General features: G+C 58.0%; 20 protein-coding genes. 11 read left to right on the top strand and 9 right to left on the bottom strand.

The annotated features are described in order from the left end of the window. Positions 1-29: 29 nt before the first annotated feature. Entirely contained in the window at positions 30-302 is a 273-nt protein-coding gene (locus SynBIOSE41_RS10325; protein WP_255475706.1) for a hypothetical protein, read from the bottom strand. 165 nt (positions 303-467) lie between these two features. Here SynBIOSE41_RS10325 and SynBIOSE41_RS10330 point away from each other — a divergent pair, with 165 nt between their 5' ends. From SynBIOSE41_RS10330 to SynBIOSE41_RS10355, 6 genes are all read left to right on the top strand, one after another. Continuing rightward, positions 468-1,520 carry an amino acid ABC transporter substrate-binding protein gene (locus tag SynBIOSE41_RS10330; protein WP_186537777.1) on the top strand — a complete coding sequence of 351 codons (1,053 nt, stop codon included), beginning with the start codon at positions 468-470 and terminating at the stop codon, positions 1,518-1,520. Further along, positions 1,517-2,416, top strand: coding sequence for an ABC transporter permease subunit (locus SynBIOSE41_RS10335; RefSeq protein ID WP_186537779.1), 900 nt, complete (start codon positions 1,517-1,519; stop codon positions 2,414-2,416). Before SynBIOSE41_RS10330 ends, SynBIOSE41_RS10335 begins: the two co-directional genes overlap by 4 nt. A gap of 24 nt (positions 2,417-2,440) precedes the next feature. Continuing rightward, entirely contained in the window at positions 2,441-2,941 is a 501-nt protein-coding gene (locus tag SynBIOSE41_RS10340; RefSeq protein WP_186537781.1) for an HdeD family acid-resistance protein, read from the top strand. Next, positions 2,941-3,981 carry an amino acid ABC transporter permease gene (locus SynBIOSE41_RS10345; RefSeq protein WP_186537783.1) on the top strand — a complete coding sequence of 347 codons (1,041 nt, stop codon included), beginning with the start codon at positions 2,941-2,943 and terminating at the stop codon, positions 3,979-3,981. The genes SynBIOSE41_RS10340 and SynBIOSE41_RS10345 overlap by 1 nt, the downstream gene beginning before the upstream one ends. After that, positions 3,978-4,721, top strand: a complete 744-nt coding sequence (locus tag SynBIOSE41_RS10350) for an amino acid ABC transporter ATP-binding protein (protein ID WP_186537785.1) — start codon at positions 3,978-3,980, stop codon at positions 4,719-4,721. The genes SynBIOSE41_RS10345 and SynBIOSE41_RS10350 overlap by 4 nt, the downstream gene beginning before the upstream one ends. 265 nt (positions 4,722-4,986) lie before the next feature. Then, the gene (locus SynBIOSE41_RS10355; protein ID WP_186537787.1) at positions 4,987-5,493 is read left to right on the top strand and encodes a hypothetical protein; all 507 of its coding nucleotides are present in this window, start codon (positions 4,987-4,989) and stop codon (positions 5,491-5,493) included. Here SynBIOSE41_RS10355 and SynBIOSE41_RS10360 read toward each other — a convergent pair. After that, positions 5,472-5,699 (bottom strand): hypothetical protein, encoded by a 228-nt coding sequence (locus SynBIOSE41_RS10360; protein WP_255475707.1) that lies wholly within the window; start codon positions 5,697-5,699, stop codon positions 5,472-5,474. The genes SynBIOSE41_RS10355 and SynBIOSE41_RS10360 overlap by 22 nt on opposite strands. A 76-nt stretch (positions 5,700-5,775) precedes the next feature. Between SynBIOSE41_RS10360 and SynBIOSE41_RS10365 the strand changes: the two genes are divergently transcribed. Next, positions 5,776-6,699 (top strand): AEC family transporter, encoded by a 924-nt coding sequence (locus SynBIOSE41_RS10365; RefSeq protein ID WP_255475708.1) that lies wholly within the window; start codon positions 5,776-5,778, stop codon positions 6,697-6,699. Here SynBIOSE41_RS10365 and SynBIOSE41_RS10370 read toward each other — a convergent pair. Beyond that, on the bottom strand, positions 6,668-7,228 hold the full coding sequence (locus SynBIOSE41_RS10370) for an alpha-ketoglutarate-dependent dioxygenase AlkB (RefSeq protein WP_186541086.1): 561 nt from the start codon (positions 7,226-7,228) through the stop codon (positions 6,668-6,670). The genes SynBIOSE41_RS10365 and SynBIOSE41_RS10370 overlap by 32 nt on opposite strands. Positions 7,229-7,367: 139 nt before the next feature. Between SynBIOSE41_RS10370 and SynBIOSE41_RS10375 the strand changes: the two genes are divergently transcribed. Next, positions 7,368-7,670: a hypothetical protein gene (locus SynBIOSE41_RS10375; protein ID WP_066905341.1), complete on the top strand. Its 303-nt coding sequence runs from the start codon at positions 7,368-7,370 to the stop codon at positions 7,668-7,670. 9 nt (positions 7,671-7,679) lie between these two features. Here the strand turns inward: SynBIOSE41_RS10375 and SynBIOSE41_RS18100 are convergent, their stop codons facing one another. The 3 genes from SynBIOSE41_RS18100 to SynBIOSE41_RS10385 all read right to left on the bottom strand — a co-directional run bounded on the left by SynBIOSE41_RS18100 (position 7,680) and on the right by SynBIOSE41_RS10385 (position 8,887). Further along, entirely contained in the window at positions 7,680-7,814 is a 135-nt protein-coding gene (locus SynBIOSE41_RS18100; RefSeq protein WP_255476085.1) for a hypothetical protein, read from the bottom strand. 54 nt (positions 7,815-7,868) lie between these two features. Further along, positions 7,869-8,057, bottom strand: a complete 189-nt coding sequence (locus SynBIOSE41_RS10380) for a hypothetical protein (protein ID WP_186537790.1) — start codon at positions 8,055-8,057, stop codon at positions 7,869-7,871. Positions 8,058-8,233: 176 nt separating this feature from the next. Continuing rightward, entirely contained in the window at positions 8,234-8,887 is a 654-nt protein-coding gene (locus SynBIOSE41_RS10385; RefSeq protein WP_231856974.1) for a hypothetical protein, read from the bottom strand. A gap of 36 nt (positions 8,888-8,923) precedes the next feature. On the opposite strand from SynBIOSE41_RS10385, the gene SynBIOSE41_RS10390 reads away from it, so the two are divergent. The 3 genes from SynBIOSE41_RS10390 to SynBIOSE41_RS10400 all read left to right on the top strand — a co-directional run bounded on the left by SynBIOSE41_RS10390 (position 8,924) and on the right by SynBIOSE41_RS10400 (position 10,522). Then, positions 8,924-9,706, top strand: a complete 783-nt coding sequence (locus SynBIOSE41_RS10390; RefSeq protein ID WP_255475709.1) for a DUF938 domain-containing protein — start codon at positions 8,924-8,926, stop codon at positions 9,704-9,706. A gap of 166 nt (positions 9,707-9,872) precedes the next feature. Continuing rightward, the gene (locus tag SynBIOSE41_RS10395) at positions 9,873-10,109 is read left to right on the top strand and encodes a hypothetical protein (protein WP_066905332.1); all 237 of its coding nucleotides are present in this window, start codon (positions 9,873-9,875) and stop codon (positions 10,107-10,109) included. Then, positions 10,106-10,522, top strand: a complete 417-nt coding sequence (locus SynBIOSE41_RS10400) for a hypothetical protein (protein WP_186537792.1) — start codon at positions 10,106-10,108, stop codon at positions 10,520-10,522. The genes SynBIOSE41_RS10395 and SynBIOSE41_RS10400 overlap by 4 nt, the downstream gene beginning before the upstream one ends. A gap of 2 nt (positions 10,523-10,524) precedes the next feature. On the opposite strand, the gene SynBIOSE41_RS10405 is transcribed toward SynBIOSE41_RS10400, so the two are convergent. From SynBIOSE41_RS10405 to SynBIOSE41_RS10415, 3 genes are read right to left on the bottom strand one after another with little or no spacing between them, the layout of a single operon-like run. Continuing rightward, positions 10,525-10,767, bottom strand: coding sequence for a hypothetical protein (locus SynBIOSE41_RS10405; RefSeq protein WP_186537794.1), 243 nt, complete (start codon positions 10,765-10,767; stop codon positions 10,525-10,527). 34 nt (positions 10,768-10,801) lie between these two features. Next, positions 10,802-11,470, bottom strand: coding sequence for a GDSL-type esterase/lipase family protein (locus SynBIOSE41_RS10410; protein ID WP_186537796.1), 669 nt, complete (start codon positions 11,468-11,470; stop codon positions 10,802-10,804). A gap of 28 nt (positions 11,471-11,498) precedes the next feature. After that, positions 11,499-13,016, bottom strand: coding sequence for a phosphonate ABC transporter (locus SynBIOSE41_RS10415; RefSeq protein ID WP_255475710.1), 1,518 nt, complete (start codon positions 13,014-13,016; stop codon positions 11,499-11,501). Between the last annotated feature and the right edge of the window lie 8 nt (positions 13,017-13,024).

The raw sequence follows: 13,024 nt of genomic DNA on the forward strand, positions 1-13,024 counted from the left end.
CTGGTATCTGATCTGATCGATCAACAGGTTCACTGGGCGTTGTAAAGGAGGCCCAAGCAGGAGGTGAAGTCGTTGCGCATTCCTTTCAATCGCTGTTCGATCTGCTGGTCGCTGGAATGCTCCTGGAGATAGCGCTCTGTCACATCGTTGCCGATGCTCATCACCAGGCACAGAGTCTGAAGATCGTCTGTGTCAACAGCACGCTGCTTGGCCCCCTCAAGCATCACGTTGAGCAGGGCCATTTTGTTGTTGTAAGCCTGTCGGTCGCCAAGCTGCCAGCTCAAAGCAGGAGAAGCAACCATGGACAGTACAAATCCCATGGCTAAGGAGGATCCCGCTCGGAACCGAAACATCTTTCGGCGCTTGATCGACATGCAAACAACAGTAGAGATTCCTGCCAAGGTCAGCAGACATCCGTTTCAAACCTCTCGAAGTTCTGACAAAATTGCCCTCCAAGGACCATTTGTATGACGAAGCGTCGCTCACTTGTCTCCCTTCTCTCGGCATGCCTGGCACTTTCAGCCTGCGCCAGCCTCGGAGATGGCGATGCATCCCGAGTGGATCTGATTCGCAACAGAGGGGAACTGCGTTGCGGCGTCAGTGGAAAGATTCCAGGTTTCAGCTTCCTGCAAAGGGATGGCAGCTACGCAGGCCTCGATGTGGATCTGTGCAAGGCCTTTGCGGCAGCAATCATCGGTGATCCCAGCAAGGTGCAATACCGACCGCTCACTGCACCGGAGCGATTCACAGCGCTGAAAACCGGAGAGATCGATCTTCTTTCCCGTAACACAACGTTCAATCTCAGCAGAGATGCTTCAGGGGGGAATGGCGTGAGCTTTGCGCCAGTCGTTTTCCACGATGGGCAAGGGTTATTGGTACGGCGCAACAGCGGAATCCGCAGTCTTAAAGATCTCAAAGGTCAGTCGATCTGTGTCGGCTCGGGTACCACGACCGAACAGAATCTGAATGATGCGTTCCAGTCGCTTGGGTTGCCTTACAAGCCAATCAAATATCAGGATCTCAACCAAGTGGTTGCTGGTTATCTCCAGGGACGTTGCCAGGCAATGACCTCAGACCGATCACAACTGGCATCGGCCCGATCAGGATTTGAACGGCCTGAGCAGCATGTGATTCTTGCCGATGTTCTCAGCAAAGAACCCCTGGCTCCCTTGTCGTCAGGTGGTGATCAAAAACTCTCAGACTCCATGCGCTGGGTGGTATATGGAGTGATCACTGCAGAGGAGATGGGAATCACCCAGGCCAATGTGGACGACAAGCTGCAAGAGGCACAGGACAATCCTGATCTCACGAAGTTGAGGCGGTTTCTTGGAGTCGAAGGCGATCTAGGCAGCAAGCTGGGCTTCAGCAACGATTTCATGGTGAACGTGATCAGATCCACTGGAAACTACGGAGAGATCTACGACCGACATCTAGGGCCTGACAGCGCTGTTCCAATCCCACGCGGACTCAATCAGTTGCATCGCGATGGAGGAGTCATTACTGCACCTCCGTTTCAATGAAACGGAAAGGCTTCCCTTGGCTTGAGCTCGTCGTGGTGGTCGCGGTTCTCACTCTTGTGGGGATTCTGGTCAATAACCTGGCAGTGAATCTGATCCGCACAGGCCTGGGACTCAGCTTCGAATGGCTCTGGCAGCCCGCTGGATTCGCCCTCAGCGAACACACTCTTCCCTATCAACCAGGGGACAGCACGGCCTGGGCTTTGCTGGTGAGCTGGCTGAACAGCCTCCGGGTGATCGCTTGCAGCATCGTGCTGGCCACGGTGCTGGGTGTTGTGGCCGGAGCAGCGAGACGAAGTCTCAATCCCCTGCTCCGTCAGCTGGCGGGCCTGTACGTGGGCTTGATCCGCCAGATCCCCTTGCTGCTGCAGCTTCTCTTCTGGTATTTCGTGGCTTTTCTCGGCCTGCCGTCCGAACCGATGGCTCCCATCGGTGCGCTCATCAGCCTCTCGAATCAGGGAGTCGCGATTCTTGGGCTGAACCTGAGCGTGGAGTTCTCCGCGGTTCTGGTCGGCCTGAGCGTCTTCACCGGTGCGGCGATCGCGGAGGTCGTTCGCGGTGGACTCGACTCCGTCCCTAGGGGTCAGTGGGAAGCATTCAGGAGCTTGGGTATCGGCGAAACCCTTGGACTGAGGAGAGTTGTCTTGCCACAGGCTTTACCAGCAATTCTTCCGGCTCTGAGCAGTCAGTATTTAAATCTGGCCAAAAACAGCACCCTGGCAATCGCTGTTGGCTTTGCAGATCTCTACGCCGTAAGTGATACAGCGATCACCCAGACCGGAAGAGCCATCGAGGGATTCCTCATCCTTTTGCTGAGCTTTCTCGCACTCAATCTTCTCATCAATGGTGGCATGCAGTTGCTGAATCGAATCGTGGTTCGTCCTGCACAACGGACCTAAGATCGATCTGTTACTGCTGAGCCAATGAATTCCCGTCGCATCGCTGCGGTGCTGCTCGTGATCGCCGCAATCGCTGCGATCCTGCTGCCCTTTGCTTCCGCCACTCTTCTCACAATTGGAATTGGTGGGATCGCATTTGCAGCAGGAATCGGTCAGTTTCTGCGTCTTGGCGATGAGAGCAACAGTCAGGGGAAACTGTTCCGCGTTCTCTCAGGACTGCTGTATATCGGTGGCGCAATCTTCATTCTGATTGATCCCATCGACAGTGAAGTCAGCCTCACCCTCTTTGCAGGCATCCTGCTGCTGGTGGAAGGTGTGATGGAGCTTGCCTCCGGAGCCAGTGCATCAGGTCCAGCCGGCGGCCTGAGCATTGTTGATGGCATACTCACTTCCTTGATTGGAGTTCTGCTGGTGGTGGAGTGGCCGTTCGACAGCCTCTGGGCCCTCGGAACTCTGTTCGGAGTCGCCTTGTTCACGTCAGCCATCAAACTGTTCAGCGCACCAGCGGAGCAGCCCGGGAGTTGATGACCGGGTCACGGACTGCGTATCGGAAACGACTTCTCCAGGCCAGACATCATCCACTGCAGACACTGCTCAGTGTTGTGATCCTGGCCCTGATCATTTGGATCGTCTGGTCAACCGCTGCCTGGCTGGTTGTGGGAGCAGACTGGTCCGTTGTCACGGAGAATCTTCCGCTCTTCGCCCTAGGTTCCTACCCGGAGAACGAGCGCTGGAGACCGTTTCTCTGGCTGGGACTGCTTTGCCTGATGACGGCGAACACCCTGCTGCAGCCTCTCCTGCCTGCACGTTGGCGAGTCAGCGGTTTAGCTCTTTCGTGGTGCTGGCTCGCCATGCTGCCCTTAGGCCTGCTGCTGCTTGCCGGCGGACCAGGCTTGCAGACCGTGAGCTCGAGGGACTGGGGGGGACTGACCCTGACGGTGCTGCTCACCGGCTTCAGCGGTTTGCTGGCCCTACCGCTTGGAATCTTGCTGGCCCTTGGACGCAGAAGCAAGCTGACACTGCCACGCCATCTCTGTCGCCTCTACATCGATGGCATGCGAGCAGTGCCGTTGATTGCCGTGCTCTTTTTCGGACAGCTGCTTCTTCCTCTGTTTCTGCCGGTCGAGATCGAAATCAATCGCGTACTCAGAGCCATCGTGGCTTTCGCGCTGTTCGCGGCCGCCTATGTCGCTGAAGATGTGCGCGGAGGCTTACAGGCCATTCCGGGCACGCAGCTCGAGGCAGCAGCAGCACTGGGGCTGGGTCCATGGCAGATCCAACAGCTGGTGGTCCTTCCTCAGGCACTGCGCGTGGCCGTGCCTGCACTCACCAATCAAGCCATTGGCCTGCTTCAGAACACAAGCTTGATGGCCATTCTTGGCTTGGTGGAACTGCTTGGAATCAGCCGCAGCCTGCTGGCCAATCCTGCCTATATCGGTCGACACCTCGAGGCCTACATCTGGCTAGCAGGTCTGTACTGGTTGGTATGCACCGCCATGGCCCTCATGGCTCGTCAGCTTGAACGTCAGGGCCCCTCTGCCTCCACTTCAGCCATTTCTTCATGACTGTCTCCGTCAGAGCCGAATCAATCAGCAAGACCTTCAACGGTTCACAGAAAGCGCTCGATCAAGTCAACCTCAGCGTCAACCATGGTGAAGTGCTGGTCGTGATGGGGCCTTCCGGTTCCGGCAAGAGCACCCTGATTCGCACATTCAACGGGCTTGAAGCAATTGATGCCGGGAAGCTGGAGATCGTCGGCATTCCTCTGGATATGGAGCAAGATGAACAACAGATCCGGCGGATCCGTCGTCGTGTCGGGATGGTGTTCCAGCAATTCAACCTGTTCCCGCACCTCTCGATCCTCGACAACATCACGCTGGCGCCGATCCGAGTGAGGAGAATCAGCAAAGCTGATGCAGAAGCAAGGGCACACGGACTTCTGGCGCAGATGGGCATCGCCGATCAGGCCAGGAAATATCCCTCTGAACTGAGCGGGGGTCAGCAACAACGGGTGGCCATCGCCAGGGCACTGGCCATGGATCCAGAGCTGATGCTGTTTGACGAGCCCACCAGCGCTCTCGATCCAGAACGGGTCAAGGAGGTGCTGGATGCCATGCGAAGACTCGCTGCCGATGGCATGACGATGATCGTTGTGACCCATGAGCTCGGGTTCGCGCGTGAAGTCGCAGACCGGGTCTTGTTCATGGATGCAGGGCGGGTCGTGGAACTGACCGACTCCTCCACATTTTTCACCCAGGCGAAGGAGGAGCGCAGCAGGCGTTTCCTCAATCAAATGTCGCATTGATCACGATCCCAAGAGCAGAAACCTGTTTTTTGCCGGGGACCTGGCCATGGTGAGAACCTATTGAGGACGCGATCGGATGAGCGATCCATGCAGGCAACCCCGCCGTGACGCAGTGGGATCCGCTGTTTCAACCTGGTGGAGGGACCGCGTTTCAATGTTGATCCTCGACAACAGAAAGAGAGACGCCGCCAGCCTTTATCTGGAGTTCTGCTTGCCCGGCAGCCGAGCGGTCGAACTGTCGGCTCACCCACACCCTTAACGCGCTATGGACCAACGCGAGAGGGTTCAGCAGCTTTGCGAGGACCACGCCGAAGATCTCCGCAGTCATGCAATCAACGTTGCGGAACATCGTCAGTGGGATCTGACCCTGCCCGTAGCGGTGATCGATGCCCGTTCCGACAGAAGACGATTCCATGTCACAGCGGTTGGGACGATCGGCAATGTTGTCCGGGTCTCCACGACCATCGACCATCCACTGATGCAACAGCTGTTCAAGCTGATCCAGACCAGGAGTGATGACTCCGCATTGGACCTGATGCTCAGTGATGCCGACTACGGAGAAGAGTTTGCAGCCATGTTCGAGATGTATCGCGAAGAGCGAAGCGGTGGAGCACCTCTCTGGAGCGCATCAGATGCAGCATCATTTGTGGTCAAATCCAAGCAGGCATTCGACGACCGAGAGCTTGCGATCGTGGCTCTTCTGCCAAGCGATCCACATGACGTCGTTACGTTTGGCATCCCGCTTCGCTACTACGGGATTGAGACAAGCTGATCGACACGGTCATGGAGTCGCAGCAGCGCATCCTCTGCCGCCGAGAGCTCCCGTTCGGTCAACAACCAACGCTCGTTTCCGAACGGCAGACTGGCCACCTGATCAGACAGTTCCAGCTGCAGCTGCTCGCATCGATCAGCCAGAGTCGCGCTGAGCTGAAGAAAATGCCGCTGAATCAAGCAGGAGGGTGCAGCGATGGTCAACATGGTCCCCTTGCATGGACGGATGAAAGTCTGGCACAAGAGCTTGAATTCAGAGCCTTGATCTGTTGATGCCTCACCAGTGCTGAAACTCCTCTGGGAGATGGCTCCCTGCCTCATCGGGGGAGCAGTCATCGGACGATGGCGACCGCAGTGGATCGCACCCCTCGCGCTTCCACTGGTGCGTTTCGGCGTTCCTGTGAGCCTGATGGGGCTGCTGCTGCATGGCGGCCTCAATGGTTCGTTATTTGGGATGGCGCTGCTTTCCGTTACAGCCATCGCCCTGATGATGATGATCCTGCACTGGCTGAGTACCGGCATCCCCGCTCTGGGCCGAGCTGATCTGCAGCTGGGCAGCTGCATTGGCAACACCGCTTACTTCGGGATTCCAGCCACCCTGGCCCTGCTGCCACCGGAAGCGCTGCCGGTGAGCATCGGCTACGACCTTGGCGCAACCCTGTTGGTCTGGAGTCTGGGACCTCTTTGGCTGAACCGACAAAGCAAAACACCAAGGACCGGTGAGCGCTGGCGGGATTTGCTTGGACATCTCAGTGCAAGCCCAGCCACAAGAGGGCTGCTCGGGGCACTGATCGTGAAGGCAACCCCGTGGCATGAACTGATCCGTGATGCTCTCTGGCTGCCTTCACGCGCGGTCATCGTGCTGGCTCTGGTTGTGGTGGGAATGCGACTTGGGGATATTGCTGCACAAAAGTGGAAGGGACCAGAAATCGATCTGAGTGCACCACTGATCTGCAAACTTGTCGTGTTTCCTTCGCTGATGCTGCTGATCAGCCTGACCTTTCCGCTGCCTGGCTATGCCCGCCAGGCGTTGGTTCTGCAGGCGGCCGCCCCAACCGCGATCTCCGTTCTGCTCATCGCCGAATCCGAACAACTGAACGGCGCCAGACCGGCACAACTGATTCTGATCAGCACACTGGCAGCTCTGCTCAGTGTCCCGGTCTGGAGTCTGCTGATCAGTCCACTGAGCGGAACACCCGGAACGTGAGGTTGAGCCTTGGTTGTTTTACCCGCTTTCTCACCGGCAAGCCATGCATCCAAAGCCTTTGACAATCAGGATCCATCAGCAGAAGGTCGCCATCAGCGAGAGTGAGATCGCAGCGCGTTCCAGTGAATCGATGGCGGAACTGCAGATCTCTGCTTGATCCGAACGACAGCGATGCGATCGGGAAAGAGGCATCAATCTCCGGTTCGTCATCGGCGTGCCAACCCATGCGGTCCTGGCCATCGCGATAGAGATTGAAAAGACAGCCGTTGAAGGGCGCTGAGCTCCTGGATGAGACAAGGTCCAGCAGTGGCAGGAACCAGTCCGGCCAGCCCTCACCTCGATGCAGCGCACCGCTGTAGCGATAGGACACTTGGCGATCAGCCAGAAAGGCCGTCAGCCTTGGCACCAGGTGCCATCGCCCATAGACACGAACCTGCGGCTGGTCCCAGCTGATCTGCTCCACACAGCGATCCATCCAGATCTGGCTGACGTCAGGAGGCAGCCAGCCTGGTTGGTGGGCCCAGTTCATGACTTCAACGGCCTCGTCTGCGGCCATCCCCAGCACACCATCACGGTGGAGCACTCTGGCGCCCGCGCCGGCCTGATGGAGCGTGAAGACGGATAACAGCGGGAGCGAAGTTGCCGACCACAGCCCATAGATTGCAGCCATGGGAGCACGGATCACGCTGGAAACGTTCCTGAAGCGAGCAAAACAGCGCTTCGGTGATCAGTTCGACTACTCCGGCATCCAATGGCGGAGCTTTAAGAGCCCTGTGAAAATCCGCTGTTGCAAGCATCCTGTTCAGGAAATCACCATCACGCCTGAACGGCACCTACAGACCACTGGCGGTTGCAAATACTGTCTGCGAGAGCGACGTGTTGAAGCGCTCGAGCGTGAACTCAACAGAACATCCGCCCAGCCAGTCGCTGAGGTGGTTCGCTCCACGGCCAAGGTGATGGCATCCGAGTGAAAGAGGGCTTCAGCCGTTCAGCTTTTCAAACCAGAAGCCTGCAAGCTGCCAACTCGACAGCAGGAAGATGCCCAGAAACAACCAGTTGAGCCAGGCAGGGCGCTCCTTCTTTTCAAACATACGGGCTGAGGTGGGAGATGTCATTGTCACCCAGAAGCGCAGCCAATCAATCGAAGTTGAGTGAACTGGAGTGATTGATCAAGCGTTATCAATCTGCAGCGCCCTTTTGAGATCGTGCATGCCCTCGAGCTGCTGATGAACGGCCTTCAGCTGTCTCTGAATGTGATCGCTTTGGGGAAGACCACTGAGTGAAGCGAGTGCGAGCTCCAGGTGATGCTTGGCATCAATCAGCAGACGACAGTCAAGACTTCCAGGTTCATAGCTCATTCGCAAAAAGCACCTGAGACCATTCAGCGACAGGAAGCAGTGATCAGCTGTGTGAATCACAACACTCTGATGTGTTGATCATGGTTCCAGCCCCTGATCAAACGCTTCAGGCCGAACCAGAGGACGAACAAATCATCGGGGACCTAGGTCCTGCGGGGCCGGCGACGACTTCAGCATCAACCGGAGACAGCTTCAACGTCAACGACATTCACCGGCTCCATGAATTGATCCGTGAGGTAGCGAAGCGTGCGGTTACGGATCACCTCAACCTCCATGGCATTCCAGGCGCCGCCAATCAGGCAACCCACAAGGGGAATTGTCTTGGTGATCAAGGCTCTATGAGTCACCCTTCGCCCGAACACTCTTGTGATCACAGCATTGATCAACCGCAGACCGCGTTGATTGATCAATCTGACCACCACATCACGCGTTGCGGTCTTTGCAGCCTTGAGACCGAACTCCACAGCCAACTGACTGATCAGGCTCGAGCCGAGCACGGGAACAAGCAGCTCGTAGCGAGCTGTGTCGCTATCGAGGAAGCCTGGAATCAACAGTTCGGCGGCACAGGCCGCAGCGAACAGCTGGGCGCGGGTGGTGACGGAAAGATCAGCAAGTGCACCCGCCACACTCAGCAGTGGATTAGCCGCCAGCCCCATGGCAGCTCCCGCCGTGACAACGCGCAGACGCACGTCACTGAATGCTTGCTCCGCAAGCTCGTAGCTTGTGGCATCCGGAAAGCGTCGCCGCAGCAGCATCACCTCCTGACGGACTTTGCAGACGTCAAAACTCATCACCCAATCGAGATAGTCGGCGACCGAACTGAGCGGCAACGCAGTCTCCCGATTGAGCAATTCAATTTATCGGCAATGATCGCTGAGATCATGCTCAAGGCCCTCAAACCAGATGCAGTGGCATTAAACGACGATGATCGTGGTCTGAAATCTGTTCGGGATCCTGATCCAAGGCAGCCTGAAAAGACGAACGCCCATATCCCGTCAACAGACGGAAACGTCACCATTGACCGAATGAATTCCGGCTTCGGCGATGAACGCCTGATCTTTCCTGCGACGCAGCGCAACCGGATCCCGATCGGGGATGTGCTGGCGAAAGAGCTTCCAGCCAGTGGATTGATTCTTGAAATTGCCAGCGGATCGGGTGAACACGGTGTCACCTTCCAGAAACGCTTTCCATCGCTCATCTGGCAATGCAGCGATCCTGATCCTGAGCATTGCCGCAGCATCGATTCCTGGATCCGCCATGAGCAGCTGAAACTGAAGATGCCACCAGCCCTGCAACTGGATATCAGAGACACGGCTCTGACGCAACAACTGGGAGAACCCTTGCAGGCAATCGTGGCGATCAACCTGCTCCACATTTCCGCCTGGGACTGCACCACCGCTCTGCTGAGGCAATCAGCGGCGCTGCTGCCAAATGGTGGAACGCTTTGCGTTTACGGCCCGTTCTGTGTCGATGGTCAGCACGTCAGTGAGAGCAATCGAAGCTTTGATGACTCCCTGCGCCAGAGAAATCCTGCCTGGGGAGTACGAGACCAGACGGCGGTGCTGAAACAAGCCTGCGAAGAGGGCTTGACGCTTCAGAACATCACCTTGATGCCCGCCAACAATCGCATGATCACCTGGGTCCGCTGAGACCATGAGAGCCTGCGCCGAAACCCAGCAACAACCGCAAGCAATCATCACAGCTCCAACGCCGCGCCAAAAGCTTAATAGCTGCTTCAAGGCAACTGCACAGCTACTGCAGAGTTGCTTCAGGGCTACTTAAAGCTATGGTGAAGCTGACGTGAAGACCCAGCCGATGGCGCCCCCACGGGAAAACCAGGTGAAGCTCACGGTTTCCGTTCCACCGAGCCTGCACGTGCTGCTGCGCAGCTGGGCTCAGTGCGAGGGACGTGAGCTCACCAGCGTGGTCCTGCAGTGTGTCGAGCTGTCAGTACGACAACTGAAAAGCAACGGTTCGATCCCTGCCGGTGCAGTCCGGAACTACGAAGTGGCCTGCGAGGAACGTCTGGCCGCCGGCAGCGCAACGCCATGAACATCGCTCAGATCGAGGAGGCCCTGCTCGCCCCCTGCATGGACGCCGTGATTGCCGTCACGGAGCGCTATCAATTCCTGGAAATCCACCGCGGCGCACGCGTTTTCACTGCGTATAGGGAGATCGACCATGTGATGTACCTGGGGTTTCATAACGATCTGAGCGACCAGGCGCTCAAACAGCTCAGAGAGCGAGGCTTCCAATTGCTGGAGGCAAGGGAAGGCACCCGTCGAGAGCACCGGTTGCTTCTCCTGACACTGAAGGAGATCGGCTATTCCCACAGTTACGGAGAGGGCTATTACGAGGCATCGAGATCTCTGGCTCGCCATTTGCGCAACCTCGGGTGGCCGCTGGGAGCCCTCGTACAGCTGCTCAGCAGACCACACATCAACAGGGAAGATCCCACCAGCTGACGCTAAAAATCCATCCAGTCGCCCGGTCCATACCAACCGAAAGGCATGTCCCCCCAGTCGTCATCCATCCCATCCTGGTTCGCGGGAATCGGTCCTGAACTGGGCTGAGATCCGTCGATACAGCCCTCCGGGGTTGTGAAACCACTGGAGAAAGCCTCACAGTTCACGAGACCTTGCTGAGCCCTCGCCACCGAGGCCACACAACACAACAACAACGAGGCTGCAGCACAAGCAAGCAGGCGCATGATCAATCCGCTGATACCTCGATTCTGATGCGGGTCAGCAAGGGATGACCTGCTGCAAAGGCTGAAGCCCAGCCCATTGCTGCAGCGCACTCCAGGAGCGCAGACGTTGCTCAATCCAGGCATGACCCAATGCATTGAGATGAATGCCATCGGGCTCCAGCCACTGCAGCCAGTCGGGCTCCGCCTGCATGGCCTGGTGAAGGCCTAGGTAAGGAACATCCACCTCCAGACAGGCTTCCTCGATCTGCGCTTCATGCACAGCGATGTCGCCATTGCTGTACCAGAGACAGTCGGCGAATGGCATGGCCTGTTCATCGACGGGCGTGAGCCCCAGAACAAACACCGATCCATGGGGCTGAATGGCCCGCAGCAGCTGCTCAAATCCAAAGCGAAAAGCCTGCGCATCGAGGGGTTGCCTGCCATCCATACGACCGACCCGAGCCGTGTCATTCAGCCCCACCGACAGCAACAGGGCCTCGGGCTTCTTCCGACGTAATTCCCCTCGGCAAGACCACTCGCGTTCCCACCGGGCTGACACCGCCTCAAGACCATCACCGCGAATCCCGAGCCCATAGATCAGCGGTGCATCCGGAAGTTCCATCCAATGGCAGCGAAGCCGTTCACACCATCCGCCTCGCTCCCGGTCGCCCCAGCCCACCACTCCGCTGTCTCCGATCACGATCAGTTGACGGGGAGCCCGCATCAATCCACTGCTGTTCGGCTTAACAGGGTCAGCTTTGCAGCCAGTGCTGCCGTGACCGATCACTCAGCCATTCACCGATCAGGGTCAGCGCCGCATAGGTGGTGATCAACAACAACACCGCCGCCCAGTGAAAGGAGCTGAGCGACTCCAGCAGCTGCCAGCCGAGACCGCTTCCACCGATCAGACCAACCACCACCGTTTCACGCAGGATCACATCACTGCGATAGGCGCCATAGGCGAGATGGGAGGGACTCCTGGGGCTGAGCAAGCCGTACAGCCAGCCCACCTGCGGGGACGCTCCGCTGCTGGCCAGAGCAACTTGAACGGAGTCGTCCTGCTGCTCCAGACCTTCCTGGAGCAAACGCCCCATGACGCCGCTGTTGTGCAGCCCCAGAGCCAGCGCACCAATGGCCAGGGTTGGCTGGTTGCTCAGCAAGAGCAGAAGTACCGCCAGAGGTGGGGGGATCACCCGAACGACAACCCAGAAACCACTCACGCAGCGTTGCCAGAGCCGCGCGGGGGTGAACAGCAACAGCAACGGCGGCAAACCGATGGCGATGCCCGCCGCCAGCAGGGTCAGGATCAAGGTTTCCCACAACATCGACAACCAGGGAAGCTCCTGAGCCGCCTGCTGAAGGCTGCTGAAATCAGGCCATTGCACAGGAAGCCAGCTCAAGGAGCCGGAGTCGGGAAACAGGCAAGCGAGCCAGACAGCACCAACACCCGCTGACAACAGCACTGCCAGAGAAAACCAAAGCACCCGGCGCTGTCCGAATTGAGCCTCTTCGCTCCAGCTCCTCCAGCAGCGAAGTCCCTGCTCCAAGACAATGGTGACGGCGGTCAACAACCACAGTCCTGTCCAGAGTTCATGAAACTGCAGCGACTTCAGACTCAGTTCCAGATGCATCCCAAGACCGCCAAGTCCAAAGACCCCAAGCAACGTGGCACTGCGAAGTGCACACTCCAGTCGATAGCCCCCGTAACTCACCAGCACCGAGCCCATGGCGGGTGACAACGCCGTCACACAGGCCGCTATGGGTGAAGACCCGGTCTGGAGCATGGCCTGTAGGCGGGACGGATCAAGGCTCTGCAGCTGATCGCGCCACACCCGGGCGATCAGGCATGTATACGGAATCGAGATCGCCAGTACCGCGACCCAGGGATGTAGCCCAAGCACCTGCAGCAGCAGCAGTCCCCAGATCAGTTCATGAACGGAGCGGGGCAAGGCCATCAGGCGCCGGAGCAGGGTCGCCGGCCAGTCAGGAAGACACCAGGTGAGCCAGAGACGTTCGCAACTCAGACACCCCAGCAAGACACCGAGCACCAGACTGCAGCTCCATCCGGTCAGCGCCGTGGCGACCGTCACCTGCAAGCCGACCAGCAACGCCTTCAACAAGGCAGGGTCCAGAGAAGGGCTGACCGCACCGACCACGAACGAGCCCAGAATCTCGGCTCCGCCACCGTGGGCTCCGTTCAACACCACGAGCAGCACCGGCAGCAGAGCAAGAGCCGGCAACAGAACCAGAGCTGGTGCAGTGGGCCGCATCGGAGCGA

It is taken from the genome of Synechococcus sp. BIOS-E4-1, assembly GCF_014279995.1.
In the GTDB taxonomy this organism is placed as follows: domain Bacteria; phylum Cyanobacteriota; class Cyanobacteriia; order PCC-6307; family Cyanobiaceae; genus Synechococcus_C.

Bases quoted from the DNA above. Each gene is read 5' to 3' on its own strand.
- SynBIOSE41_RS10405 (WP_186537794.1), bottom strand. From the start codon at position 10,767: ATGCGCCTGCTTGCTTGTGCTGCAGCCTCGTTGTTGTTGTGTTGTGTG.
- SynBIOSE41_RS18100 (WP_255476085.1), bottom strand. From the start codon at position 7,814: ATGACATCTCCCACCTCAGCCCGTATGTTTGAAAAGAAGGAGCGCCCT.
- SynBIOSE41_RS10370 (WP_186541086.1), bottom strand. From the start codon at position 7,228: ATGAACTGGGCCCACCAACCAGGCTGGCTGCCTCCTGACGTCAGCCAG.
- SynBIOSE41_RS10360 (WP_255475707.1), bottom strand. From the start codon at position 5,699: ATGTTGACCATCGCTGCACCCTCCTGCTTGATTCAGCGGCATTTTCTT.
- SynBIOSE41_RS10335 (WP_186537779.1), top strand. From the start codon at position 1,517: ATGAAACGGAAAGGCTTCCCTTGGCTTGAGCTCGTCGTGGTGGTCGCG.
- SynBIOSE41_RS10345 (WP_186537783.1), top strand. From the start codon at position 2,941: ATGACCGGGTCACGGACTGCGTATCGGAAACGACTTCTCCAGGCCAGA.
- SynBIOSE41_RS10400 (WP_186537792.1), top strand. From the start codon at position 10,106: ATGAACATCGCTCAGATCGAGGAGGCCCTGCTCGCCCCCTGCATGGAC.
- SynBIOSE41_RS10330 (WP_186537777.1), top strand. From the start codon at position 468: ATGACGAAGCGTCGCTCACTTGTCTCCCTTCTCTCGGCATGCCTGGCA.
- SynBIOSE41_RS10410 (WP_186537796.1), bottom strand. From the start codon at position 11,470: ATGCGGGCTCCCCGTCAACTGATCGTGATCGGAGACAGCGGAGTGGTG.
- SynBIOSE41_RS10380 (WP_186537790.1), bottom strand. From the start codon at position 8,057: ATGAGCTATGAACCTGGAAGTCTTGACTGTCGTCTGCTGATTGATGCC.
- SynBIOSE41_RS10350 (WP_186537785.1), top strand. From the start codon at position 3,978: ATGACTGTCTCCGTCAGAGCCGAATCAATCAGCAAGACCTTCAACGGT.
- SynBIOSE41_RS10325 (WP_255475706.1), bottom strand. From the start codon at position 302: ATGGTTGCTTCTCCTGCTTTGAGCTGGCAGCTTGGCGACCGACAGGCT.
- SynBIOSE41_RS10395 (WP_066905332.1), top strand. From the start codon at position 9,873: ATGGCGCCCCCACGGGAAAACCAGGTGAAGCTCACGGTTTCCGTTCCA.
- SynBIOSE41_RS10355 (WP_186537787.1), top strand. From the start codon at position 4,987: ATGGACCAACGCGAGAGGGTTCAGCAGCTTTGCGAGGACCACGCCGAA.
- SynBIOSE41_RS10390 (WP_255475709.1), top strand. From the start codon at position 8,924: ATGATCGCTGAGATCATGCTCAAGGCCCTCAAACCAGATGCAGTGGCA.
- SynBIOSE41_RS10415 (WP_255475710.1), bottom strand. From the start codon at position 13,016: ATGCGGCCCACTGCACCAGCTCTGGTTCTGTTGCCGGCTCTTGCTCTG.
- SynBIOSE41_RS10375 (WP_066905341.1), top strand. From the start codon at position 7,368: ATGGGAGCACGGATCACGCTGGAAACGTTCCTGAAGCGAGCAAAACAG.
- SynBIOSE41_RS10340 (WP_186537781.1), top strand. From the start codon at position 2,441: ATGAATTCCCGTCGCATCGCTGCGGTGCTGCTCGTGATCGCCGCAATC.